The organism is Comamonas sp. Z3, assembly GCF_008121565.1.
Lineage (GTDB): Bacteria > Pseudomonadota > Gammaproteobacteria > Burkholderiales > Burkholderiaceae_C > Comamonas > Comamonas brasiliensis.
On the sequence record NZ_VOQU01000011.1, the window covers coordinates 57356 to 81492 of the forward strand.

19 protein-coding genes are annotated in these 24137 nt (G+C 63.1%); 7 read left to right on the forward strand and 12 right to left on the reverse strand.

Features of this window, described 5'->3' with window-relative positions:
• Nucleotides 1-151: 151 nt before the first annotated feature.
• Both cysE and FSY59_RS25745 read right to left on the reverse strand, forming a co-directional pair.
• Nucleotides 152-988: a serine O-acetyltransferase gene (cysE, locus tag FSY59_RS25740; protein WP_003052941.1), complete on the reverse strand. Its 837-nt coding sequence runs from the start codon at nucleotides 986-988 to the stop codon at nucleotides 152-154.
• Nucleotides 989-1025: 37 nt separating this feature from the next.
• Nucleotides 1026-1826 (reverse strand): RNA methyltransferase, encoded by an 801-nt coding sequence (locus FSY59_RS25745; protein ID WP_003052940.1) that lies wholly within the window; start codon nucleotides 1824-1826, stop codon nucleotides 1026-1028.
• Nucleotides 1827-2082: 256 nt separating this feature from the next.
• On the opposite strand from FSY59_RS25745, the gene FSY59_RS25750 reads away from it, so the two are divergent.
• Together FSY59_RS25750 and FSY59_RS25755 are read left to right on the forward strand one after the other, a co-directional pair.
• On the forward strand, nucleotides 2083-3003 hold the full coding sequence (locus tag FSY59_RS25750) for an inositol monophosphatase family protein (protein WP_003052937.1): 921 nt from the start codon (nucleotides 2083-2085) through the stop codon (nucleotides 3001-3003).
• Between the two features lie 197 nt (nucleotides 3004-3200).
• A complete protein-coding gene (locus FSY59_RS25755; protein ID WP_148729939.1) occupies nucleotides 3201-4274 on the forward strand; it encodes a sterol desaturase family protein in 1074 nt (357 codons plus the stop codon).
• A 129-nt stretch (nucleotides 4275-4403) separates the two neighbouring features.
• Here the strand turns inward: FSY59_RS25755 and FSY59_RS25760 are convergent, their stop codons facing one another.
• From FSY59_RS25760 to FSY59_RS25795, 8 genes are all read right to left on the reverse strand, one after another.
• Nucleotides 4404-5495, reverse strand: a complete 1092-nt coding sequence (locus tag FSY59_RS25760; RefSeq protein ID WP_050872168.1) for a porin — start codon at nucleotides 5493-5495, stop codon at nucleotides 4404-4406.
• Between the two features lie 296 nt (nucleotides 5496-5791).
• Complete coding sequence (locus FSY59_RS25765; RefSeq protein ID WP_148729940.1) at nucleotides 5792-7033, reverse strand: acetyl-CoA acetyltransferase; 1242 nt, start codon at nucleotides 7031-7033, stop codon at nucleotides 5792-5794.
• A gap of 29 nt (nucleotides 7034-7062) precedes the next feature.
• The gene (locus FSY59_RS25770; RefSeq protein ID WP_003052928.1) at nucleotides 7063-8532 is read right to left on the reverse strand and encodes a carotenoid oxygenase family protein; all 1470 of its coding nucleotides are present in this window, start codon (nucleotides 8530-8532) and stop codon (nucleotides 7063-7065) included.
• Between the two features lie 55 nt (nucleotides 8533-8587).
• On the reverse strand, nucleotides 8588-9598 hold the full coding sequence (locus tag FSY59_RS25775) for a nitronate monooxygenase family protein (RefSeq protein ID WP_148729941.1): 1011 nt from the start codon (nucleotides 9596-9598) through the stop codon (nucleotides 8588-8590).
• A gap of 11 nt (nucleotides 9599-9609) precedes the next feature.
• Nucleotides 9610-10614 (reverse strand): tripartite tricarboxylate transporter substrate binding protein, encoded by a 1005-nt coding sequence (locus FSY59_RS25780; protein WP_148729942.1) that lies wholly within the window; start codon nucleotides 10612-10614, stop codon nucleotides 9610-9612.
• A 19-nt stretch (nucleotides 10615-10633) separates the two neighbouring features.
• Nucleotides 10634-11389, reverse strand: coding sequence for an alpha/beta fold hydrolase (locus tag FSY59_RS25785; protein ID WP_148729943.1), 756 nt, complete (start codon nucleotides 11387-11389; stop codon nucleotides 10634-10636).
• A gap of 66 nt (nucleotides 11390-11455) precedes the next feature.
• Nucleotides 11456-13201, reverse strand: coding sequence for a class I adenylate-forming enzyme family protein (locus FSY59_RS25790; RefSeq protein WP_148729944.1), 1746 nt, complete (start codon nucleotides 13199-13201; stop codon nucleotides 11456-11458).
• 6 nt (nucleotides 13202-13207) lie between these two features.
• Nucleotides 13208-14650, reverse strand: a complete 1443-nt coding sequence (locus FSY59_RS25795) for a carotenoid oxygenase family protein (protein WP_003052918.1) — start codon at nucleotides 14648-14650, stop codon at nucleotides 13208-13210.
• Nucleotides 14651-14767: 117 nt separating this feature from the next.
• Between FSY59_RS25795 and FSY59_RS25800 the strand changes: the two genes are divergently transcribed.
• Together FSY59_RS25800 and mutS are read left to right on the forward strand one after the other, a co-directional pair.
• Nucleotides 14768-15562 carry an IclR family transcriptional regulator gene (locus FSY59_RS25800; RefSeq protein WP_050872174.1) on the forward strand — a complete coding sequence of 265 codons (795 nt, stop codon included), beginning with the start codon at nucleotides 14768-14770 and terminating at the stop codon, nucleotides 15560-15562.
• 340 nt (nucleotides 15563-15902) lie between these two features.
• Nucleotides 15903-18494 carry a DNA mismatch repair protein MutS gene (gene mutS, locus FSY59_RS25805; RefSeq protein WP_172671638.1) on the forward strand — a complete coding sequence of 864 codons (2592 nt, stop codon included), beginning with the start codon at nucleotides 15903-15905 and terminating at the stop codon, nucleotides 18492-18494.
• A 62-nt stretch (nucleotides 18495-18556) separates the two neighbouring features.
• Here the strand turns inward: mutS and FSY59_RS25810 are convergent, their stop codons facing one another.
• Nucleotides 18557-20482, reverse strand: coding sequence for a methyl-accepting chemotaxis protein (locus tag FSY59_RS25810; protein WP_148729945.1), 1926 nt, complete (start codon nucleotides 20480-20482; stop codon nucleotides 18557-18559).
• A gap of 273 nt (nucleotides 20483-20755) precedes the next feature.
• Here FSY59_RS25810 and FSY59_RS25815 point away from each other — a divergent pair, with 273 nt between their 5' ends.
• Nucleotides 20756-21739 (forward strand): proteasome-type protease, encoded by a 984-nt coding sequence (locus FSY59_RS25815; RefSeq protein ID WP_003052908.1) that lies wholly within the window; start codon nucleotides 20756-20758, stop codon nucleotides 21737-21739.
• Between the two features lie 60 nt (nucleotides 21740-21799).
• Nucleotides 21800-22675 (forward strand): alpha/beta fold hydrolase, encoded by an 876-nt coding sequence (locus FSY59_RS25820; RefSeq protein ID WP_003052906.1) that lies wholly within the window; start codon nucleotides 21800-21802, stop codon nucleotides 22673-22675.
• Between the two features lie 136 nt (nucleotides 22676-22811).
• On the opposite strand, the gene FSY59_RS25825 is transcribed toward FSY59_RS25820, so the two are convergent.
• On the reverse strand, nucleotides 22812-23636 hold the full coding sequence (locus FSY59_RS25825) for an undecaprenyl-diphosphate phosphatase (RefSeq protein ID WP_003052903.1): 825 nt from the start codon (nucleotides 23634-23636) through the stop codon (nucleotides 22812-22814).
• Between the two features lie 213 nt (nucleotides 23637-23849).
• On the opposite strand from FSY59_RS25825, the gene FSY59_RS25830 reads away from it, so the two are divergent.
• Complete coding sequence (locus FSY59_RS25830) at nucleotides 23850-24128, forward strand: PsiF family protein (RefSeq protein ID WP_148729946.1); 279 nt, start codon at nucleotides 23850-23852, stop codon at nucleotides 24126-24128.
• The last annotated feature ends 9 nt before the right edge of the window (nucleotides 24129-24137 follow it).

A 24137-nucleotide genomic window follows, 5' to 3' on the forward strand; every position in this document is an offset into this window, starting at 1 on the left:
TGAGTTGACAAGCAGTCTTGAGCGGATGGGCAGGGCTTGCGCCCCTCAAATCGACTACGGGCAAGCACCATGAAAAAAGCCAGCGACAGGCGCTGGCTTTCACTATCAAAAAAAAGAAGCATCAATCGCTTTACAGATAAGCGTTTGAGGCCTACTTCCCTAAAATCTGATCGATCTTGTCCTTCTGAAAGGCCTCGGGGCGCTCGGACTCGCAGGGCACACAGTCCTTGACATGACCCTGGATCGAGAGCTTCTCGATGGCGGCCCATAGCAGCGCGATCTGCTTTTCGTGACCGGCTGCGCCTTCGGACAACGAACGCATGGCCTGGGCCACGGGGTCGACTTCGGCCGTCACGCCATAGGCGGTAAAGCCGCTCTTGCCGCAATCCTCGTCGAGCACGACAGCCGCTTGCGCCTTGGCCTCGACCTTGGGAGCCAGCTCATGCTCGGTCACATCGGCGCTCTGCCCGGTCTTGCTGGGAATGATGCGCGCCGGAATGCCGACGGCCGTGGCACCTGCGGGTACGGGCTTGATGACCACGGCATTGCTGCCGATCTTGGCCCCATCGCCCACCTCGAAGCCGCCCAGCACCTTGGCGCCGGCACTGACCACCACGTTCTTGCCCAGGGTCGGGTGGCGCTTGGCCCCCTTGTACAGCGAGGTACCGCCCAGGGTCACACCGTGATAGATGGTGCAGCCATCGCCCACCACGGCGGTTTCGCCGATCACGACACCCATGCCGTGATCGATGAAGACCTCGCGACCGATGACGGCACCAGGGTGGATTTCAATGCCGGTGAACCAGCGTCCCATGTGCGAGATGAAGCGGCCCAGCCATTTGAAGCCATGCGTCCAGCACCAGTGTGCAGGGCGCTGCAGCCAGATGGCGTGCAGCCCCGGATAACAGGTGATGACCTCCCAGGTGCTGCGGGCCGCAGGGTCGCGGTCAAGAATGCACTGGATGTCGGAGCGCAGGCGAGCAAGCATCAAATAACAACGTGAGGAAGTGTTTAGCTTGTGAAGTCTAGCGGGTTGGTGGCTGGCTCTGCAGCATGGCTTTGGCAACACCGCGAAGAATATGGATTTCTTCCTGGGTCAGCTGCGCGCGGTTGAAAAGCTGGTTAAGCCGGGGCATGAGCTTCTTGGGCGCTGCCGGGTCCAGAAAGCCGATATGGGCCAGGGCCTGCTCCCAATGGCCCAGCATGCCCTGCACCTGGGCCATGTCGGCGCGATGCACCTCGGGCGTGTGCTCCACCACGGGAAAGCCGCCAAGCGCCGCGCGCCAGTCATAGGCAACGACCTGAATCGCCGAGCCCAGATTGAGCGAGCCGAACTGCGGATTGGACGGAATCGACAGCGCCACGTCGCAGCGGTAGACATCGTCGTTGCTCATGCCAAAGCGCTCGCAGCCGAACAGAAAGGCCACGCCCTTCTGGTTGCAGACCGCACCGGGCGTGGGCTGGTTATCGGTCAGACCAGCGTCCTCAGCAGGTATGGAGCGCGTATCCAGCTCTCCTTTCAGGAGCAACTCGAAATGCTCGCGCGGCGTGCGTGTGGGCGGGCCGAAGTCACGCGGCGTCATCGCCGTGGCGCACATATGGCTGATGCCCTCCAGGGCTTCATCCAGGGTATCGACCACGCGGGCCCTGTCCAACACGTCCAGTGCGCCGCTGGCACGCTGGATGGTCTCTTCCTTGCGCAACACGTTCTTGTAGCGCGGGCGCACCAGCACCAGGTCGTCGAAGCCCATGGTCTTGAGCGCTCGGGCAGCCGCGCCCACATTGCCGGCATGGCTGGTTTCAATCAGTACGAATCGGGTTTTCATCAACGCAGAACAATGCAAAAGGCCCCACTTGTGGCCTTGATAAGACAGCAGCCTACGCGGCCCGTTCTCTCTCGTATCCGCAAGTGCCGCAGAGAAGACCCTCGGGTCGCCGGGACGAACAAGCAAAAAAAGCGCAGGCTGGGTAGAATTGCGCCCATTGTCGCCGCCCCGCATCGCCGGTCGCGGCTTTTACGTTCTTACCCGCGTAGTTCAGCCCAGTTTTGCTCCGGCTGCATCGCCAACGCACTCACAATTTATGTCGAACTCCCTGCACCCCATGCTCAACGTGGCCATCAAGGCTGCTCGCGCCGCTGGCGCCCTCATCAACCGTGCCGCACTGGATGTGGAATCGGTGCGCGTTGCGCAAAAGCAGGTGAACGACTTTGTGACCGAGGTAGACCAGGCTGCCGAGCGCATCATCATTGAGACGCTGCTCAACGCCTACCCCCAGCATTCCATCCTGGCCGAAGAATCGGGCAGCGAGCACGGTGCCAAGAACTCCGACCATGTCTGGATCATCGATCCCCTGGACGGCACCACCAACTTCATCCACGGCTTCCCCGTTTACTGCGTGAGCATCGCCCTGGCCTACAAGGGCAAGATCGAGCACGCCGTGATCTATGACCCCAGCCGCAACGACCTGTTCACGGCTACCAAGGGCCGCGGCGCCTATCTGAACGAACGCCGCATCCGCGTCTCCAAGCGCACCCAGCTGCGCGACTGCCTGATCTCCACTGGCTTCCCCTTCCGCCGTGGCGACAACTTCAAGCAATACATGCTGATGCTGGGCGACGTCATGCAGCGCACCGCCGGCGTGCGTCGCCCCGGTTCGGCCGCCCTGGATCTGGCCTATGTGGCAGCCGGCTTTGCCGACGGTTTCTTTGAGTCCGGCCTGTCCATCTGGGACGTGGCTGCCGGCTCCCTGCTGGTCAGCGAGGCCGGTGGCCTGGTGGGCAACTTCACAGGCGAAGCCGACTTCCTGGAGCAACGCGAAATCCTGGCGGCCAACCCCCGCATCTACGGCTCGCTGATCCCCGTGCTCGGCAAGTACAGCAAGTTCGCCAGCGCCGGCGAAAAGGCAGCCGTGCGCCAGGCCGTCAAGAGCGGTGAATTCGAAGCCCCCGCCGAAGAAGGCGCCGAGGCAGCTGCCGAAGAAGGCCAGAAGAACGCTGAATAAAAAAGGCGGTCGCCCCACGACTGCGGAAAGGGCCTGGTCCGGTGGACCAGGCCCTTTTTTTATTGCGGCCGCTCCGCTCCAGCCCAATCAATGCCTCTTGACCACACGCAAGGGACAGGCGGCGGAGTCTGCGCCTCTCCACAGAATCCACAAACTCCCGGTCCAGAATCTGCCCGACGACAAATGGGCAGAACAATATGATGGATTTCTTCAGCCAGCACTGGACGCTGGCCATTGACTGGGTATCCGTGCATGCGGTGACTCCCGTGGTCAACGCACTCCATATTGCCGAGGCAGCGGGCGATCCGCGCGAGATTGCCGCCGGCATTCTGATCGCGCTGCTGCAGCTGTTTCTGATCGGCTGTGTGATGCGGCCGCTGGAGAGCCTGCTTCCCGCCGAGCACTGGGCCGACCGCCGCCACACCACCGTGGATCGCAACTACACCCTGCTCATGCTGCTGGGCCTGTTTCCGCTGTTCAGCTTTCTGATCCTCATGCCGGTCGCCCATATGCTGGGCGGCGGCCCGTCCACCTCGGAAGCCAGCGGCCTCAAGGCCTGGGTTCCCTGGTTTGAAGAGCACCCCTATGTATTGTTTGCCGTGTACTACGTGGTCTACGACCTCACGTATTACTGGATGCACCGCGCCCAGCACGTCATTCCCTGGTGGTGGGCCATGCACAGCATGCACCACAGCCAGCGCCAGATGAGCTGCTGGAGCAATGATCGCAGCAACTATCTGGACGGCATGCTGCAAAGCTTTGTGCTGGCCAGCGTGGGCCTGGCCATGGGCGTGGAGCCATCGGAATTCGCCATGCTGGGCCTGCTCAGCGAGCTGGTGCAGAACTTTTCCCACGCCAATGTGGCGCTGCGCCTGGGCTGGCTGGGCCGGGCGGGCGAGCGCCTGCTGGTTGGCCCGCGCTTTCACCGCAACCACCATATGCTGCGCGATGCAACGCGCCCCGAGCGCCACAACTGCAACTTCGGCCAGGTCCTTCCCTGGTGGGATCAGCTGTTCGGCACCGCCCTCTATCACGATGAACAGCTGCGCCCCACGGGCGTGAGCGACCCGGAAGTGGATGCCGACAACGAGCGCGGCGTGATCGCCATGCAGTGGTACACCCTGAAGCGCTTCTGGGGCGCGGTCAGCTGCCGCGCCGGCTGGCGGCTGGGTGATGTGTCCTTCGGGCCGGGCTACCGCCCCGTTCACGATGCCGATGACGCAGAAGCAGAAGCGCCAACCACAAGCGCCAGCCCGCAAAAAGCGGCATGAGATCCCGTGCCAGGGCGGGGTGCCAGCTTGGCGAGCGCAATTTGAAGGCATGGGCGTCACGCGGAGATCTCAGGGCGGCACCAACACGCGCTTCGTCCATCGTCGAGCGAGCCCCGATCAAGGGCTCGATCAGAAAGTGTGCTTCATTCCAGCGTAGATCATGCGCGACTTGCCGCCGGCATCGGACGCCGCCAGCTGCAAACCGCCCATGCCGCCGTTCCAGAAGTTGTAGCGACCGTTCTTCTGGTTGCGCAACTCGATCACCGACAGGTCAAGCGCCGTGCGCTTGCTCAGCGAGTACTGGTAGCTCAGCGATAGCATCTTCGCACCTGAGCTGGCGAGCCTGCTGCCGTTGATGTGCGTTGAAAGCGCCTGCCCCCAGGTTGCAGACAGCAGATGCGGTCCCATGCCGTAGGTCAGCGGGATCGCATACGCCCAGCGATGCTGCGACGTTCCCGAGGCGCGGTCGGTGACCTTGTTGCGGTCGACCAGCAGGCCGAATCGAAAGCCGCTTTGCAGATAGCTGAAAGCGAAGCGGTCGGCATCCTGGTCGAGAGAGCCCACGGTCTGACCCGGCATGCTGCCCTGGGACCTGCGCGAGAGATGGTAGTAGCCGACGCGCAACGGCCCCTTGGTATAGGTGGGGCTGAGGTACCAGGTCTTGTTGCGCTTGGTCTCGGCAGATTCCGCATCGAAGGTATAGGACGCCATGCCGGAGAAGCCTCCGATGCTGGGCGCCTGGTAGCGAATGGTGTTGTTCAGGAAGCCGCCTGCGAAGTAGGCACCGTTGACGGTTCCCAGGACATTGAGCGAGTTGGCGGCATTGGGCGCTGCATCGAATGCACCGTGAAAATCGCCCTGGAACCAGTGATGGCTGAAATACACCGATTGGCGTCCGAGTTGCAGACGCCCCAGCTGCGCGTCCCCCAGTCCCACAAAGAAATTGCGACCAGCCCCGAATGTGCCGGTATCGGCAGCGAAATCCCATTCCAGCCGATAGTAAGCGCTCTTGCCGCCGCCCAGATCTTCCTTGCCATCGAGGTACCAGAAGCTGGTGTTGTTGGTGAGCCGCGCGGCGCTGCGCTCTGCGCTACGGCTGTTGAGCGAGATATGGTCCATCCCCAGTTTGATCTGGCCTCCCAAGGTGACGGTGTTTTGCGCGAGAAGTGCAGTAGGTGCGACGAGCAGGCCCAGGCCCAGCGCAGTTGAAAGCTTGTTCATAGTGCCTCTGTGTGATTGGAGTGTGTTTTTCATGCAGGAATCCGCATGGCAGAACGCGTTTCGAAGTGCGTACCGACGGCAGCCTGGCTCTCGCCGCCTCTGGAAAATCGTGGCTGGCAGCTGCCGGGCAAGGCCGTAGCACCGTCGGAAAACTCGCTGTTGTGCAGGCATTGCGCAAACGCGGCCCCTCTCTGCGGTCGATTGCGCCGAAAGATGCCTGGTATGGAAGACTTCGTCGGCCAGATTCGCAAGAATCCGGCCTGCTGCCAATGCCGAGGAGGCAGAGGCCTAATCGCTCATCTCGGCCCGCCCTGCTCGATCACGAAGCTGACCACGGTGCCGAAGGAGCCGCCGATATTGAGCGCCTGCATGCGACGCGCCTTCGGAATCTGCATGGCACCGGCCTTGCCTGTGACCTGGCGCGCGCAATCCAGAACCATCCGAACGCCGGTCGCGCCCACCGGGTGGCCGCAGCCGATCAGACCGCCACTCATATTCACCGGGCAGCGGCCATCACGATCTATGGAGCCATCTTCCACTGCCTGCCAGCTCTGCCCGGGCGGCGTGAGCCCGAAATGATCGATGGCCACATACTCGGTAGTGGTGAAACAGTCATGGGTCTCGATGCCGTCCAGATCCTGCGTCCCCTGGATGCCTGCCCGGCCCCATGCGTCCTCGATGGTCTGGCGCAAATGCGGAAAGACATAAGCCGAATCACGGCTCAGTTCAAACTTGTCCTTCAGACGCAGCACGGAGTTGCGGTGTCCCCAGCCGGTGATGCGCGCGAGATCCTGAAGCTGCAGGCCGTTGCGTTCCACATAGCTGCGGGCGAAGGCCTCGGACGCCAGAATCACGGCTGCCGCGCCATCGGTCACCTGACCGCAATCCTGCCTGCGGGTTCCGGGCTCCACGAGCGGATTGGCTTCTTCATCGTCGGTGAAGCTCAATTCGTTGAACTGCCAGTTGCGGGTCTGGGCCAGCGGGTTGTTCCTGGCGTGGCCATAGTTCAGCTCGGCGATACGGTTGAGGTACTTGCGATCCAGACCGTAGCGGCGCTGGTACTCCTGGGCCACTGCGCCGAATGCAGCCGGCCACATATACTGGCATTCGATGTCTTCATGCCCCTGCCAGGATGCGGCATTCTGATTGCGCGAGGCTTCATGTCCGGAGAGGTTCTTGAACTCCTCCACGCCAAGCACCAGAACGCAGTCGTAACGGCCCGCCTCGATCTCGGCCATGGCACTGAGCACGCCCAGCGAGGACGAGGCGCAGGCACCCTCATGGCGCATGGCGGCAACACCGTTGAGTTCGGGCACCATCTGCGCGACCATCGAACCCAGGTGCGCCTGCTGACGCTGCAGCTCGCCGAAGGCATTGCCGACATGAATGCTCTCTATCTCCGAGGCCTTCACCTGAACGGCTTCGAGCACGCCGTTCACCCCCTCTCTCACCATGTCGGACAGGTCTTGGCCCTGACGCGACCATGCCCTGGCAAAGTCGGTCTGATAGCCACCCAGAATGTAGGTCGCTTGTGTCATTGGTTCGTCTCCTCTCTGTTTGTGGGTAATCAGGCAGCCTGCTCGCCGCGCAGCTCCGACGCATCGGCCCAGCAGGCGTGCGTTCCACTGCTGATGCGATGCGGCAGGCGGATGCGCGCAACCGGTCCTCGTGCGAGGTCGCTCGCATCAAGCACCACGCACTCCGAGCTATCGGTGTTCATGTCGGTCACGAAGCTGACCACGTAGCCGTCGTCCTCGGCACTGGCATCAAGGGCCGGTGCCATGGGGGACTCGCTGCCGAAGCGGCCTTCACCGAAGCGGTATTCCTGCGTCTCGCCCGTGGTGTGGTCAAAGCGCTGTATCCCGTCGAAAAGAAAGTGTTCCGGGTGCGCGATCATGTTGTAGGAATAGCGATAGGGCCGACCCCAGTGACGTGCATTGATCAGGCCGAACTCAAGATGCCTGTCGAACAGCCTGCGCTCCACGACCCCGCCGGTGCGCAGGTTCAGGCGCCATTCGTAGAGCGTCGGGCCATAGCGGTCGGGACCCAGCGTGGCGCCGGTGTTGTCATAGCCCGCCCTGGGCATGGGCTGCTGCTGGTGGTATCCATGCAGCACGATCTCGTCGCCCTCTTCCCAGGCATTGAGCCAGTGCAGCACATAGGTGGGACTAGCCTCGAACCATTTCACGCCGGTCTGAGGCGCATGACGTCGCGGCACGACGGCAAAGCGGCTGGGTTTCTGATCGAAATAGCTCAGCTTGTGTTTGCCTTGCGCCAGCAGCGACTCGTCCCAATGCAGCGGGAAGTCATTGAGGATCGCGAAGTTCTCGGTGAACATCATGTCGTGCGGCAGACGCGGCCCCGGCAGCGGCACCGGCACGTAGTGCACCAGCTCGTCGCGTGCGTTCACCTCGCCGTAATGCATATATGGCGCTTCTTTGCTGTAGTTGAAGAACAGCAGATCGCCGCTGCTGGGGCAGACTTTGGGATGGGCCGAAATCCCGTTGTCCTTGAGCACTTGCGCTGCCCACGCAGATACGCCGAGCGGCTCCAGCGTGCGCGCATCGAAGCGGTAGGGCTCGCCGCATTGATAGAACGTGGTCAGCGCAGAGCCGGCGTGCACGATCACATCGGTGGCCGAGGTATCCTTCAGCCCGCCGCGCGCGCCCCAGCCCGGACGCTGCGCAAGCCCCGGGTTGTCTATGAGGCCGGCGTACAGCGCATGCCCCGCAGCCTGTTCCTCTTCGAAGCCCTTGGTGCGCAGAAATCGGTTGCGGTATTGCACCTGACCGTTTCTGAAGCTCAGCAGGTGAAGCATGCCATCACCATCGAAGGCGTGGTGCACGCCCCGGGGCTCGTGCACCGGGTTCTGCGTGTTGCGCAGATAGACGCCGTTCAGGCGCCTGGGCACTTCACCGATCACCTCCAGCTCGGTGGCGGTGTACTCAACGAAGTTCGGCGTGAACGGGCCGCTCATGAAATTGTTGTCCCAATTCGTGATGGTGGGCCGTATCCGCCCGACGATTTCGGTATGCATGGGAGTCCTCTTTTCGGTTTCTGGAGTGAATCTGCGCTGATTGCAGACTTTTGCGCTAGCTTGAAAAGAACCTGAAGCGCTCACGGGCTGCATCCCATTCCTGCGCCAGCTGGTCAACCACCTGCGCCACGCTCTGTACCGACTTCACGGCTCCGACACCCTGGCCTGCGGCCCAAACGTCCTTCCACTTGCGTGCGCCGATGGCCCGGTTGCTGTCATAGGAACGCTCTGGCACGGCGGGCATGTTGTCCGGATCGATACCGTTGGCGCGCAGCGACGGCTTGAGCCAGCTGGCGTTGCTGCCTGTGATGCCGGCGCTCACCAGCAGGTCTTCCGAGGTGGCGGCCACGAGCATGTCCTTGTAGGCGGGCTCGGCCATGCTCTGCGTCGTGGGAATGAAGCGCGTGCCCATGTAAACGAGGTCGGCGCCCGAAGCGATGGCTCCCGCGACACCGAAACCATCGCTGATGCCGCCGCCCACGATCACATGGCCGTCGAAGAACTCGCGTACCGCGCTCACGAAGGCGAATGGCGACAGATGGCCGGTGTGTCCACCCGCGCCCGCACAGATGCAGGCCAGCCCGTCGGCCCCCGCCGCCGCAGCCTTCTCGGCAAGCCGCAGACTGATCACATCGGCAATCACGATGCCGCCATAGCCATGCACGGTCTCGATTACGGGCTTCGGACTGCCGAGCGCCGTGACCACTATCGGTGGCTGGTGCCTGGCAATGAGCCGCAGGTCATCCTGCAGCCGCGTGTTGGAGGAATGGGTCACCACATTGGCGCACCACGCCCCGATGGTGGACGGGTCCTGCTCGTCGCGAGCGCGTTGCAGCTGCTGCGTGATGCTCTTCATCCAGTCGTCGAGCACCTCGATCGGGCGTGCATTGGGCGTGGGAAACGCACCCACGATGCCGGCCTTGCAGGCGGCCACGACGAGTTCCGGCCCTGAGACCAGAAACATGGGAGCGGATACCACGGGAATACGCAGGTTCAGCTGCTGCGCGAGGCTGGCCTTTCCGGCGGCCAGGCCGGTCCGGGCATCGGAGGGAAATGTCTGATACATGCGGCCTCCCGTCAGTCTTCGATCTTGAATCCGGAGACCTCGACCACCTTGCGCCAGCGCTGGCTCTCTTCGCGCACAAACTCGGTGAACTCCTTTGGCGACATGGGCATGGGTTCGAAGTCCATGTCGCGCCACCTGGCCCTGAGCTCAGGCGAGCCCAGGATCTTGTTGATCTCGTCGTTCAGACGATTCACCACCGAATCGGGTGTCGATGCCGGGGCGGCAAAGCCCGACCAGATATAGATATTCATTTCGGGCACCCCCTGCTCCGCGAACGTGGGCACATTGGGCAGCAGCTCGGAGCGCCTTGGACTGCTCACGCCGAGCACCTTGAGCCGGCCGGAATCCACCTGCTGCTTGACCGCAATCAGTGGCAGAAAAGCCGTATTGACCTGGCCGCCGATCAGGTTCTGCACCGCCGACGGCGTGCCGTTGAAAGGCACATGGATCAGATTCAGGCCGAGCTTCTCGTTGAGGATCACGCCCGCGAAATGCGATGAATTGCCGACCGTGAACGATGCATAGTTCACCGGCGCTTTCTGGCTCCTGGCCCACTGGGCGAACTCCTGCAGATTGTTCGACGGGACGGTCTTGTTGGCGGCCAGCACCAGGGTGGAGCCGACGAATCCCGTGATCTGGCGGTAGCTCCTTTCAGCGTCGTAAGGCAGCTTTTCTTTGAAGGTATGGGGATTGACGGACAGCATGCTGGTGTTCACCAGCAGCAGGCTGTAGCCATCGGCCGGAGCTCGCGCGGCGGCCTGCGCGGCAACGATGCCGGCGCCGCCGGGCTTGTTGTCGATGATCATCGGCTGGCCCGTGCTCTTGCGGAATTCCTCGGCCACCTGGCGCAGCGCGTTGTCCAGCGTGTTGCCGGCGGCAAACGGCACATAGACATGCACCGGCCGGGCAGGGAACGTTTCTTCGGCAGCCATGGCCACGGGGGCAATCGCAAAGCCGGCAAGCAATGCAGCGGCCATGCGGCGCTGCAAGCGATCATTGTTGGAACAGGGATACATGAGACGACGACTCCTCAAATCAGGCAACGAGACGGGCACACAGGCTTCGGGCAATGAACGCCGGCTGCTCCAGGGGCAGCATGTGACCGGCCTTGTCCACCCACTGCAGCTGCGCGCCAGGAATGCTTAGGGACAGTTCCTCGGAAAGGTCGGGCGGCGTGATCCGATCCTCTTTGCCACACAGCACATGCACCGGCACGTCCAAGGTCCTGAGTGCCTCGCGCAGATCGCGGCGCTGCATGATGGCGCGTGTCTGGCGAATGGCCACCTGCGCGCCGAGCTTGCGCATGGCGCCGATGAGCGGCTCGAGCGCCTCGGACGCCTTCTCGAAGGTCCCCCAGCGCGCAGTGGCTTGAATGGCCTTCTCGAAATCCTTTTCGAAGCTGGCGATGGCCTTCTCACGCATCGGCGCGCTGTTCGGACTTTCCGGCAATCCCGAAGTGGAGATCAGCCACGCTTCGCGAATCGGCCGCAGCGGATGGCTGAGCATTTCAAGGGCCACATAGCCTCCCATCGAGAAGCCCGCGACAAAGCAAGGCGTTTGCGCCGGGACGTCGGCCAGCTGCCGCCACGCATCGCGCGCCATATCCGCTATCGAGACCTGGGTGATCACATCGGCCACCAGAACATGGACCTTGTCGCCCAGTTGCCGGCGCACTCCGGCGATCACCTCGTCCCAGATACTCCTGTCATTGAGCATTCCGGGAATCAGTACCAGCGCGGCGGTGCTCGCAGCGCTTCGGCCGTCCGGCTGCTTGGGCTTGACTGCGTTCATATCGTTTGCCTCCGTTGTCTTTATCGGTTTCTGCTCTGCTTGTTCTCGCGAGCCGCGGATGGCGGCTCAAACCGTCGAAGCCGCACCGGCCCTGGACTGCATCTGTTCGCGCAGCACGCGCTTGAGAACCTTGCCCACCGGGTTGCGCGGCAGCTCGCCAATCACTTCGATGCGCTCGGGCAACTTGAAGGCCGCCACCTTGCCCTCGGTCCTGAGGAACGAGACCAGCTCGGGCAGATCGGGCGGATCCGCACTGTCCTTGGGAGCCACCACGGCGCAGACCTTCTCCCCCAGCACCTCGTCGGGCCAGCCGATCACTGCAACTTCACGCACCTTGGGGTGTGACAGCAGCAGGCTCTCGACCTCCTCGCAGGAGATGTTCATTCCGCCGCGCACGACGATGTCCTTGCAACGGCCGGCAAAGCGGTAGAACTGCTGCCTGTCGCCAGCGATCTCAAACAGATCGCCGCTGCGGTAGTAGCCCAGTTCATCGAATGCGCGGGCGGTGAGCTCGGGGCTGTTGAAGTAGCCCGAAAAAATCATCGGCCCCTTGAAGCGCAGCTCGCCGATCCTGCCGGGCTCACGGATTTCCTCGCCGCTTTCCACATCGACCAGGCGCGTGGCAAGCTTTTGCGAATGCACGGCGTTCCAGCCGAATCCCGAAACACCCACGCGGGGAAAGTAGCTGGCGCGCTGGTGCCGATCGGGAACATCCTGCGGCGTCGAGGACAGTGCAGCCCCTTCATTCGATCCGAAGTAGTTGATGACCTCGATGCCGTAACGCTCTGCAAACTGCTCCATGACCCAGGGCGAGAGCGGGCCGCCGCCGGAGCCTATGCGCCTGAGACGGCTCAGGTCCAGGCCTTCGAGCAGCTCCGGTGCCTTGAGCAGCATGCCCAGCACCGCAGGTGCGGCCACGGTGTAGTCGGTCTGGTTGTCCTGCAGTTGCTGGATGAAGACCTTGAGATCGAACGGATGGTGATGGTGCAGTCCGCCCGCCGTGAGCAGCCAGGCCATCAGGCTGGTCGAAATGCCCGCCATGTTCACAAAGGGAAACGGTATCACCATCTGCACGCCCTGCGGCATCTGGCCCGCGTCTATGACACCCGAGCCGACGATCAGCCATTCGTTGTGGCTTCGCGGAACGCCCTTGGCGCGCGCTTCGGTGCCGGAAGTCCAGCAGACCGTGAACACGTCATCGGCGCTGAGACCGATCTGCCGCATGTGCTCGCGCATCTGCGCGTCGCCTGCCGGCTCGGTTGCGGCAAGCAGTGCATCAAGATCCGCCACGCCGTCCGGCAGCGGCTCGCCTGATCCGTCGGAGTACGACCAGATCCACTGCACCGTGGGCAGCTGCACGCGCATCCCGACCAGCTCCTGCGCCGGCAGGTATCTGCCCAGGCGCTGAGTAGTAATGAGGCCGCGTGCTGCGCTGCTCTGCACGACATATTCGATCTCATGGGTCCGGTACTGCATCGGCACCGGCGAGACGACGACGCCACCGATGGCGCAGGCCAGATAGATGGCATGCAACTCCACGCAGTTCGGCATCTGGACGACGACGACATCGTCCTTGCGCACGCCCTGGACCTTGAGCAAGACGCTCATGCGCCCCACCTGCTCGCGCAGCTCAGCCCAGCTCCAGCGCTGCGGCGCCTTGCCGAACAGCTCCGGGCGATTGGGCGCATCGGCTACGGCAAACAGCGATGGCTGGCGCGCGGCGGTGTCGAGAAAGATCTCGCCGATGGTCGATTGGCCCCACCAGCCTTTGGCGAGGTATTCATCGATGGTTGTCTGCTCTACCAGAATCATGGCCGCTCACCTCCACTTGTCCAGGTTGGACTGGCTCACATAGGTTGCATGGAAGCCGTGCGGCACGCGGCGTGGCAGCAGGATGCGCGCAACCGGTCCGTCAGCCATGCGACTTCCCTTGGCGTCGAAGACCTGGACTTCCGACTGCCTGGTGGTCGGGTTCCAGACAAACATCACGAGATAGCCATCGTCCTCACCGATGGCGTTGTCGCGTGGCGCAAAGCCGCCCTCGTTGTAGAAGTACTGCGGGCCTGCGCTGTAGGCCACATAGCCGCCGGTTTCGAGGTCGTACTTCACCAGTCCTGGAAAGCGCGGCTCCTCAAGCCCGCCCTGCGGGAAGATCACGTGGTACGACCAGCGGTTCTTGCGGCCCTGGTAGGCACTGTTGATGACCGGGAACTCGGTGTTGAGCACATCGTCTATGACACGCTCGCTGGTCTTGCCCGTTTCCAGATTGAAGCGCCACTCGTAGAGCAGAAAATCGCGTTGGCGCATATGGATGGTGCGTTCAAGGCGCTCCGAGTCCAGGCTGCCATCGTCCTTCTCGTACATGCGGTAAGGCGTGCCTATCATCACCACCTCCTGTCCCTCCTCCCAGGCATTCACGACATGCAGCATGTAGGTCGGCCTGGCTTCAAACCAGCGCACATCCGAGGCATTGCCGTAGCGGGGGATGACGCCAAAGCGCGATGGCTGGTCCGCAAAGAAGCGCACCTTGTAGCGTCCGATCGCCAGCGCCTCGGGGTCGGGACGAAGCGGAAAGTCATGCAAGATGGAGTAGTTCTCGGTGACTGCCATGTCATGCGGCAAGCTCGGCTGGGACATGGGCACTTCGATCATGTGACGCAGCTTGCGCTGGGCGTCCACCACGCCATAGCACATATAGGGCGGCTTGGTGTCGTAGTCGAAGAACACCAGCTCGCCGGTGTGCTCGTCAGGCCGCGAATGTGCGGACAGGCGCTTGATCCTGCCGTCGACATCGCCGTTGCCGACGGTCTCCAGCGTGATGGGGTCGAGCGAATACGGCAGACCCGAGCGATACCACATGGCCAGCAGTCGGCCGGCATGGAACTTGACGTCGGTGTTGGCCGTGTTCTTGAGTGGCTGCTCGGGAGTGTCGGCGCGCGGGGCCTCCTTGAGTCCCTTCCACAGCGCATGTCCTGCAGCCTGCTCTTCCAGCAATCCCTCGGTCCGCACCCACTTGTTGCGGTAGCTGGCCCGACCGCGCTCGAAACGCACTGCGTGCAGCATGCCGTCACCGTCGTAGGCGTGATAACGCCATTCAGGTGGATAGAAGGCATTGGGCCCGTTGCGCACATACAGGCCGTTCAGATCGACGGGAAGCTCTCCGATCACCTGGAGATTGTCCCAATGGTCTTCCTCGTCAACCGGGGCATTGTTGCCATTCAACGCAGGGATATCGTGCACAGGCAGGTCTGCTGCATCCATTTGTCTCGCTCCTGTTTGTCACCTGTCAATCAGGCGTCAAATCAGTGTAGGAGCGGGTCGTTGTGAAGCACCGTAAAATTTCGATATTCCATATTTGATATCAATTTTTCAAAATCTATGGATAACACCTGGAACAGATGCGTACCTGCAGGGCTAGAGGAATACGCAGGCGACAAACAGTTCGCCACCACGCTGGCACGAGGGCTGGAGCTTTTGCATTGCTTCACGCCCGAACGCCCGATTCTTGGCAATGGCGAAATGGCCAGCATGCTGGGCCTGCCCAAGGCCACCATTTCACGGCTCAGCTACACGCTGCTGTGTCTCGGCTATCTGGCCACCACCGAGTACTACGGCAAGTACCGGCTCGGCCCTGCAACGCTATCCCTGGGCTATCCGCTTCTGGCCCAGTACACGCTGCGCAGAAGCGCCAGACCGCTCATGCACAAGCTGGCCACGACCTTGGGCTGCAGCGTGTCCATCGGCATTCGCGACCGCTATTCCATGGTCTACATCGAGGTCGTGCGCGGCAGCCGTGGACTGGTCTATTCCCACGATATAGGCAGCACCCATCCGCTGCTCGGAACCGCCATGGGAAGAGCCTACCTTCTTGGCTGCACGCCTGCCGCCCGCGAAGCCTTGATCAATCAGATCAAGATCAAGGACCCACTGCAGTGGCAGCAGCATGAGAAAAAAGTGCTGGAGAACTTCATCGACTACCCTCAGTTCGGCTGCTGTACGTCGGTCGGCGACCTGATTGCCGACGTGCAGGCTGTCGCCGTCCCTTTGGGACGGGTTCACGGCATAGACGTCGCCGCCCTCAGCTGCACGTTCCAGGGCCGCACCCTCGATCTCCACTGGCTCAGGCACGAGGTGGCGCCACAGCTTCAGGCCATTGCCAGCGAGATCTCGTAGCGCCCTGGCAGCAGTACTTCGGCATCCTCATCCGGATTCAGCTTGGGCGGCTTGGGCTGCGCCATCGCGCAAGCCGTATCTGGCGAAAGAGCGTGAATGCCGGCCAGCGCCCGACCTCATGGACCTGGCAAGCCCGAATGCAGGCCTGCTGCAAGCCACGACAAAAGCGGCACAAGAACCAGCTTTTCCCCTTCACGGATAATGCATGCTTTGGCGCCCGCCCGGCTCTGGCGCAGCGCCCCCTGTATTGCATACCGCTGAAGCGATGACCCAGAAAAGCACAGAATCCCCGTCGCTGCCCTATTCCCCAGACATGGCTGACCTCTCGGCGCATACGCCGATGATGCAGCAGTACTTCAAGCTCAAAGCCGACTACCCCGACACGCTGGTTTTCTACCGCATGGGTGACTTTTACGAGCTGTTCTTTGGCGATGCCGAGAAGGTCACGCGCCTGCTGGACATCACGCTGACCTCGCGCGGTCAGACCGCCGGCCAGCCCATTCCCATGGCTGGCGTGCCGTTTCACGCTCTCGAGAACTATCTGGGCCGCCTGATCAAGATGGGCGAGTCGGTGGCGATCTGTGAGCAGGTCGGAGAGATTGGCGCAGGCAAGGGCCCGGTCGAGCGCAAGGTGGTGCGTGTGGTCACGCCCGGCACGCTGACGGACAGCGAACTGCTGTCCGACAAGAGCGAAGCCATCCTGGTCGCCGTGCACACCGCCGGTCGCCAGCGCTGCGGTCTGGCCTGGATGGCCGTGACCCAGGGCCGCATCCATATGGCCGAATGCGCGGCCGATGAACTGGGTGCCTGGCTGTCGCGCATTGCGCCCAGCGAGGTGATCTACAGCGCAGGCGTCACCGAGCGCTTCGAGCAGGCATTGTTTGCCGTCAAGCACAGCAGCGCCATCAGCTGCCCCCTGTCTCCTCGCCCCGACTGGCAGTTCGACTCGGGCCTGGGCGAGCGCAAGCTGCTGGAGCTGCTGGGCGCGGCCAGCCTCAAGGCCTGGGAGGCAGAAGGCCTGCCGCTGGCCCATGGCGCCAGTGCCGCACTGCTGTCCTATGCAGAACATACCCAGGGCCGCAACCTGACCCACATCCACGCCATCCAGGTGCAGCGCGACGACGAGCTGATTGCGCTGCCGCTGGCCACGCGCCGCAATCTGGAGCTGGTCAAGACGCTGCGCGGCGAAGATTCGCCCACGCTGTTCTCCCTGCTGGACAGTTGCATGACCGGCATGGGCAGCCGTCTGCTCAAGACCTGGCTGCTGGAGCCCGAGCGCAATCGCCAATCCGCCATGCAGCGCCTGGAAGCCATAGGCGTGCTGCGCGGCACGGGAGCGGGCATGGCACCCTGGCAAGCCTTGCGTGCCGAGCTCAAGGGCGTGAGCGATGTGGAGCGCATTACCGCCCGCATCGCCCTGCGCCAGGTGCGCCCGCGCGAGCTGGTAGGCCTGTCCAAAACACTGGAAAAAGCGAAGCTGCTGGCGCAATCCGGACAAGCGCCATCCGCCTATCTGACGCAGATCTTCAACGACCTGATTCCGCCCGAAGGCTGTGCCGAGCTGCTGGCCCGCGCAATTCTCGAAGAACCGGCGGCTCTGGTGCGCGACGGCGGCGTGATTGCCACGGGCTTTGATGCCGAACTCGATGAGCTGCGCGCCATCCAGAACAACTGCGACGAGTTTCTGCTGGAGCTGGAGGCCAAGGAAAAGCTGCTCACCGGCATTCCCAATCTGCGCGTGCAGTTCAACAAGGTGCATGGCTTCTATATCGAGGTCACCAACAGCTACAAGGACGCGGTCCCCGAGCGTTTTCGCCGCCGCCAGACGCTCAAGAACGCCGAGCGCTACATCACGCCGGAACTCAAGGCCTTCGAGGACAAGGCCTTGTCGGCCCAGGAGCGAGCGCTGCAGCGCGAGAAGTTCCTGTTCGAGCAGCTGCTCGACCAGCTTCAGCCCCATGTCCCCCAGCTCACGCGCGTGGCCCAGGCAATTGCCGCACTGGACGTTCTGTGCACGCTGGCCGAGCGCTCTCTGACGCTGAACTGGGCCGAGCCGCAGTTCGTCAGCCAGCCATGCATAGAGATCGAGGCCGGTCGCCACCCCGTGGTGGAAGCACGCATGGCCGAGACCTCCAGCGGCAGCTTCATTGCCAACCACACGCGCATGAACCTCAACACGCGCATGCAGATCATCACCGGCCCGAACATGGGCGGTAAATCGACCTATATGCGCCAGGTGGCCTTGATCGTGCTGCTGGCCAGCATGGGCAGCTATGTGCCGGCCGGCGCTTGCCGCCTGGGGCCCATCGATGCCATCCACACGCGTATCGGCGCCGCCGACGATCTGGCCAATGCCCAGTCCACCTTCATGATGGAGATGACCGAGGCCGCGCAGATTCTGCATTCGGCCACGCCCCACTCCCTGGTGCTGATGGACGAGATCGGCCGCGGCACCAGCACCTTCGACGGACTGGCCCTGGCCAGCGGCATTGCCAGCCAGCTGCATGACAAGACCAAGGCGTTCACGCTGTTTGCCACGCACTACTTCGAGCTGACCGAGCTGCCCGCCAAGGCCAAGGCCGCCGTCAACGTGCATGTCAGCGCTGCAGAGTCGGGCAGCGACATCGTGTTTCTGCACGAGATCCAGGCCGGGCCCGCCAGCCGCAGCTACGGTATCCAGGTGGCCAAGCTGGCCGGCATGCCCGCAGGCGTTCTCAACCATGCGCGCCATGCACTGGAAGCCCTCGAATCCCAGGCCGGCGAGAACGAGCTGCAGGTCAATCTGTTCGATGCACCGGAGCTGGTGGACGCCAGCGCCGCCCTCAGCCCGCTGGATCAGGCCATGGCCGACGTCAACCCCGATGCACTGAGCCCGCGCGAAGCGCTGGAGGTGCTCTACCAGCTCAAGAAACTGAGCACCAGCGCCGCCTAAGAACATGTCCTAAGCCTTGCGGACTCAAGCCCGGGCCCGATCTCTTCAGGCCCGGCTTGCGTTCAGGCCTCCAGCAGCTGCGGCTGCCGCTCCTGCACGGACGGGCGACCCTGGGGTCTGTCACCCAGCTTGAAGGCAGACACCTCGCCCATCAGGCGTGCGGCCTGCTCGCGCAGGCTGACTGCTGCGGCGGCCGACTGCTCGACCAGGGCGGAGTTCTGCTGCGTGGCATCGTCCAGCCCGGCCACGGACTGGTTGATCTCGGCAATGCCGCGCCCCTGGGTCTGCGAAGCATCGCTGATCTCCTCGATGATCCGCGTCACCCTGGCCACGGCGTCCAGCAGTTCCTGCATGGTGGCGCCCGCATGCTCCACCTGCTGCGATCCACTGCCCACCTGGGTCACGGAGTCGGTGATGAGCTGGCGCACCTCCTTGGCGGCCTCGGCCGAGCGCTGGGCCAGGCTGCGCACCTCGGCCGCCACCACGGCGAAGCCCCGGCCCTGCTCACCGGCACGCGCAGCCTCCACCGCCGCATTCAGCGCCAGGATATTGGTCTGGAAGGCAATCGAGTCGATCACACCGATGATGTCGGCAATCTTGCGCGACGCGTGGTTGATGCCTTCCATGGTCACCACCACCTGCTCGAATGCTGCACCGCCGCGCTCGGCCACGCCGCGCGCCGACTGCGCCAGCTCGCCCGCACTGCGCGTGGCCTCGGTATTGGCCTGCACGCTGTCCGTCAGCACCGACAGCGATGCCGCCGTCTGCTGCAGGGCACTGGCCGCCTGCTCGGTGCGCTGGCTCAGATCCTGGTTGCCCTGGGCCACCTCTGAGCTGGCCACGGAAATCGAATCGGCGGCCTGGCGCACGGCCCCCACCATGCGCTCAAGCGACGAGACAAAGCGGTTGAAGGCCGAGGCCAGAGCCCCCACCTCGTCATTGCTCTCCACCGGCATGCGACGGCTCAGGTCGCCATGGCCATCGGCAATCTCCTCCAGCATCCGCGCCGCGCGTCCCACAGGTGCCGCAATCGCCCGGCTCACCAGCCAGATCACCAGCAGGCCTATGCCGCCGCCCACGAGGCCAGCCACGGCCGAGGTCAGCGCGATGGTGCGGCGCACGCCGCCCAGCACCTGGGCCTCGGGCAGCTCGGCAATCACATACAGGTCCAGCTCGGGCACATAGGAAGAGGCAATCAGCTGCCGGCCCGAGGGCGCCTCGTACATGGCATGGGCAAAGCGCTCGCGGTTCAGCAGCGCAGCGCTGAGCCCGGCACTGAAGCCGGGCCGGTCCTTGAGCCAGTGCTTGCCGTCCACCAGCGCCGGGTCGCGGTGCACGAGAATGCTGCCGTTGCCGCGCACCAGGGAGACCGAGCCGGACTCACCCACCTGGTAGGCGCGCACGGCCTGGGCCAGCCCGTCCACCGACAGGCCCAGGCCCGCAATGCCCTGCCTGCCCTGGCCCGCATCGAAGCGGACATTGATGAACAGCATATAGGCGTTGGAGCTGACGTCCTTGTCGATCTCCAGCACCTGCGACTTGTCGCCGGCCAGCAGCTCGTAGAACCACTGGTCGCCCTGGCCCTTGGGCGCCAGCCTGCGCGTCACCCCCTGCTCGCCAAAGTACTGGCCCGTGCTGCCCGACACCCAGAACACCGAGGAGGCCCCGGCCTGCTGCTTGACCGCCTGGGCGTATCTGGCCCACGCGGCATTGCCGTCCTCGGGTTCGCCCGCAGCTTCCCAGTCCAGCACATAGCTGTTGCCGGCCAGGGATCTGGCCATGGCCAGCGGCGTGCCGATCTGGCGCAGGATGTCGTTACGGATCTCCCCCACCACGGCCGGCAGCTCCTGTCCCACCACACGCTCGCGCAGGCTGGCGCCTGTCAGCACAAAGCCCAGCGTCGTGGAAATCGCCACGAACAGCAGCAGGCAGGCCAGCATGCTGGACATGAGCTTGGTCCGTATCGACAGGTTGCGAAATGCGTGCATGGGAGACCCTCTTCTAACCAGCTGTAAGCAAGTGTTCTATCAAGGGGCGGCATCTTCTCACGCATACAGGCTCTGCATCTCAGGGACTTCCTCAGCCCGGCCCTGCACACGGGCTTGGATGGGGCACCGGCAACAGTTACAGGGCCGCCACCGGCGTTATTAAAACCCTTCTAAAATCACGTGGCAGCCTGCGTTTGCAGCTATCTATTTAAAAGCACTCAGCGCTTGCTGCGCCTGACATTCATACGTTTTTCATTATTGTCTCTATCACCCATGACATACTGCGTCGCCCTCAAGCTCAACGCCGGCCTGGTGTTTCTGTCCGACTCCCGCACCAATGCAGGACTCGACCAGATCAGCACCTTCCGCAAGGTCATGCTGTACGAGCAACCGGGCGAGCGCTTCATGGTGCTGCAATCGGCTGGCAATCTTTCCATCACCCAGTCGGTGCGCGAGCTGCTGGAGAGCTTTCAGCTGCACGACACGACCACGGACGAGATGCTGACCATCTGGAATGTGCGCAGCATGTTCGATGCCGCGCGCGTGCTGGGCGCGGCCGTGCGCCATGTGCATGAGCGCGAGGCCACGGCCCTGCAGCGCGCCGGGGTGGACTTCAATGTCTCCATGATTTTCGGCGGCCAGATCCAGGGCGAGCGCATGCGCCTGTTCCAGGTCTATTCGGCAGGCAACTTCATCGAGGCCACGGGCGAGACGCCCTACTTCCAGATCGGCGAATCCAAGTACGGCAAGCCCGTGCTGGACCGCGTCATCACCTCCGAAACCCCGCTGGACGAGGCCGCAAAGTGCGCGCTGGTGTCCATGGACAGCACGCTCAAGTCCAACCTCTCGGTGGGCCTGCCGCTGGATCTGATCGTCTACGAGAACAACCGCTTCGCCACGGACCGCATTGTCTGCCTGGACGCCGACAATCCCTATCTGCGCATGCTGCACGACAGCTGGGGCGAGCGCCTGCGCCATGTCTTCGACAGCATCGACGACCCGGCCTGGGACGGCGGCCAGACCGATACGCCGATTCGCATCCACAGCCCGCGCGCACATCCGCTGGTCAAGGTCGGCGCGCCCGTCGCCTCGCGCTCGGCCCATGGGCTGGGTGCAGGCAATAATCCGCCCGCCGCACTGCGCCAGCCCGTGGTGCCGGCTCAGGCGGGCCTGAGCATGGCCGATGAATACCAGCGCCTGCAGACGGCAGAGGAGCAGGCGCGCATGCAAAGACAGGCGGCGCTGTCCAGGCGCTAAACTGATCGACACATCCAACGCCCCCATGGGGCGTTTTTACTGTCCAGCCTGTCCCGCGCCATGTCCCAGCACACTGCCACTGCCAGTACGACGAACACCCTGCCCGTGGTCTTCGCGCATGCCAACAGCTTTCCCATAGGCACCTATCGCCTGCTGTTTTCGCTGCTGCGCCAGCGCGGCATCGAGGCAGGGGGCGTGCAGCGCTTCGGCCATGACCCGCAGCGCCCCGTCACCAACCACTGGCCGCATCTGGTGGACGAGCTGATCGAATACATCGAGCAGCAGGTCGAGCGGCACGGCCGGCCGGTCTATCTCGTGGGCCACTCGCTGGGCGGCATTCTGAGTTTTCAGGCGGCCTCCAAGCGCCCCGATCTGGCGCGCGGCGTGCTGCTGATCGACTCGCCCCTGCTGGGCGGCTGGAAAGCGAACGCCGTGGGCCTGGCCAAGCAGACGCAGATCGTGGCCTCGGTCTCCCCGGGCAAGATCAGCCAGCGCCGGCGCACCACCTGGGCCAGCAACGAGGAGGCGCTGGAGTATTTCCGTGGCAAGAAGGCCTTTGCCCAGTGGCACCCGCAGGTGCTGCAGGACTATGTGCAGCACGGCCTGGAGGACGACCAGGGCAAGCGCAGCCTGCTGTTCAGGCGCGAGGTGGAAACCGCCATCTACAACACCCTGCCCAGCAATCTCAACAACCAGCTCAGGCGTCACCCCGTGCGTTGCCCGGTGGCCTTCATCGGCGGTCGCTCGTCGGTGGAGATGCGCCAGGTGGGCATGGAGATGACGCAGCGCATCACCCGCGGGCGCATCACCATGCTCGACGGCGGCCATCTGTTTCCCATGGAGCGGCCCGAGGCCACCGCCGCCGCCATCGAGGCTTCGCTGCTCAATATGGAGCAGACCATTCTGCAGAAATCCGCTGGCAGCACTCATAAATAAGTAGCTTCTTGCGCTTTTCAGATAACGATTTCAGCATTAAAACTATCTGAAACTCAATCGAGACAAGCGTTAGCAGCTATGAAAAAAGCCGCTTGCAATCACGCAAGCGGCTTTTCTGCGAACAGCGCCAAGGCACTCAATGGTGCCAGTCCACGATGCCGGTATAGGCCGTCACCAGCACGATGATGCCGAAAACGATGCGGTACCAGGCAAAGGGCACAAAGCTGTTGGTGGAGATAAAGCGCAGCAGCCAGCGCACGCACAGCCAGGCGCTGATGAACGAGAAGATCAGGCCCACGGCAAACAGCGGCACATCCGCCATGGACAGCAGCGCGCGCTCCTTGTAGAGGCTGTAGACGCCCGCGCCGATCAGCGTGGGCATGGCCAGGAAGAACGAGAAGTCGGTGGCCGCCTTGCGCGACAGGCCCATGAGCATGCCGCCGATGATGGTGGAGCCGCTGCGGCTGGTGCCGGGCACCAGGGCAAAGCACTGCACCAGGCCGACCTTGAGCGCATCGAGAGCCGTCATATCGTCCACCGACTGCACACGGGTGGCAGCGGCCGGCCGGTTCTCGGCCCAGAGAATCACGAAACCGCCGAGGATGAAGGTGGTCGCCACGATGACGGGCGTGAACAGATGCTCCTGCACGTATTTTCCGAACAGCAGCGCCAGCACCACGGCAGGCAAAAAGCCGATGAGTACGTTGAGCGCGAACTTCTGCGCCTGGCGGCTGCTGGGCAGTTCCACCAGCGTGTCCCGGATCTTCTGCCAATACACCAGCATCACGGCAAAGATGGCCCCGGTCTGGATCGCAATCTCAAACACCTTGGCCTTGCCGCCGACGAAGCCCATCAGCGAACCGGCCAGGATCAGGTGGCCGGTGGAGGAAATCGGCAAGAACTCGGTCAGCCCTTCCACAATGCCCATGATGGCGGCCTTGACCAGCAATAAAGTATCCACGCGAATCGTCCTTTGGATGCAGGGTTGAAGCAAAGCCGCCCATTATCCGCTCGCCATTTTCCCGCTCGCGCTCACAAGACCTTTTCCGGCCACCGATCGACAGACAATCGCAAACTTTTACAAGACATGGCTTGTGGTGATGGGCAAATTCACGCGCCTGTGCTGCAATAGCTGCGCGCCGGTTGTCGGCGTTTTTTCAAAAATCACACCATCATGAAAAAATTTGTGGTCCTGGCTGTCGTGTCCCTGGCCTGCAGCATGAGCATGGCTGCTGGCGACAAACCCAAAACCGCCCAGCAGCAGCTCATGGGCACCTGCAACACCGAAGCCACCGGCAAGAAGGGCGATGAACGCAAGGAGTTCATGAAGTCCTGCCTGTCCGACGGCAAGAAGCGTCAGCAGGAACGCATGAAGAGCTGCAATGCCGACGCCGCCGGCAAAAAGGGCGACGAGCGCAAGACCTTCATGAGCGAGTGCCTGAAGAAGGACTGAGCCGCCTGA

Bases quoted from the DNA above. Each gene is read 5' to 3' on its own strand.
- FSY59_RS25755 (WP_148729939.1), top strand. From the start codon at position 3,201: ATGATGGATTTCTTCAGCCAGCACTGGACGCTGGCCATTGACTGGGTA.
- FSY59_RS25745 (WP_003052940.1), bottom strand. From the start codon at position 1,826: ATGAAAACCCGATTCGTACTGATTGAAACCAGCCATGCCGGCAATGTG.
- mutS (WP_172671638.1), top strand. From the start codon at position 15,903: ATGATGCAGCAGTACTTCAAGCTCAAAGCCGACTACCCCGACACGCTG.
- FSY59_RS25750 (WP_003052937.1), top strand. From the start codon at position 2,083: ATGTCGAACTCCCTGCACCCCATGCTCAACGTGGCCATCAAGGCTGCT.
- FSY59_RS25765 (WP_148729940.1), bottom strand. From the start codon at position 7,033: ATGACACAAGCGACCTACATTCTGGGTGGCTATCAGACCGACTTTGCC.
- FSY59_RS25770 (WP_003052928.1), bottom strand. From the start codon at position 8,532: ATGCATACCGAAATCGTCGGGCGGATACGGCCCACCATCACGAATTGG.
- FSY59_RS25795 (WP_003052918.1), bottom strand. From the start codon at position 14,650: ATGGATGCAGCAGACCTGCCTGTGCACGATATCCCTGCGTTGAATGGC.
- FSY59_RS25775 (WP_148729941.1), bottom strand. From the start codon at position 9,598: ATGTATCAGACATTTCCCTCCGATGCCCGGACCGGCCTGGCCGCCGGA.
- cysE (WP_003052941.1), bottom strand. From the start codon at position 988: ATGCTTGCTCGCCTGCGCTCCGACATCCAGTGCATTCTTGACCGCGAC.
- FSY59_RS25785 (WP_148729943.1), bottom strand. From the start codon at position 11,389: ATGAACGCAGTCAAGCCCAAGCAGCCGGACGGCCGAAGCGCTGCGAGC.
- FSY59_RS25820 (WP_003052906.1), top strand. From the start codon at position 21,800: ATGTCCCAGCACACTGCCACTGCCAGTACGACGAACACCCTGCCCGTG.
- FSY59_RS25790 (WP_148729944.1), bottom strand. From the start codon at position 13,201: ATGATTCTGGTAGAGCAGACAACCATCGATGAATACCTCGCCAAAGGC.
- FSY59_RS25780 (WP_148729942.1), bottom strand. From the start codon at position 10,614: ATGTATCCCTGTTCCAACAATGATCGCTTGCAGCGCCGCATGGCCGCT.
- FSY59_RS25830 (WP_148729946.1), top strand. From the start codon at position 23,850: ATGAAAAAATTTGTGGTCCTGGCTGTCGTGTCCCTGGCCTGCAGCATG.
- FSY59_RS25810 (WP_148729945.1), bottom strand. From the start codon at position 20,482: ATGCACGCATTTCGCAACCTGTCGATACGGACCAAGCTCATGTCCAGC.
- FSY59_RS25760 (WP_050872168.1), bottom strand. From the start codon at position 5,495: ATGAACAAGCTTTCAACTGCGCTGGGCCTGGGCCTGCTCGTCGCACCT.
- FSY59_RS25815 (WP_003052908.1), top strand. From the start codon at position 20,756: ATGACATACTGCGTCGCCCTCAAGCTCAACGCCGGCCTGGTGTTTCTG.
- FSY59_RS25800 (WP_050872174.1), top strand. From the start codon at position 14,768: ATGGATAACACCTGGAACAGATGCGTACCTGCAGGGCTAGAGGAATAC.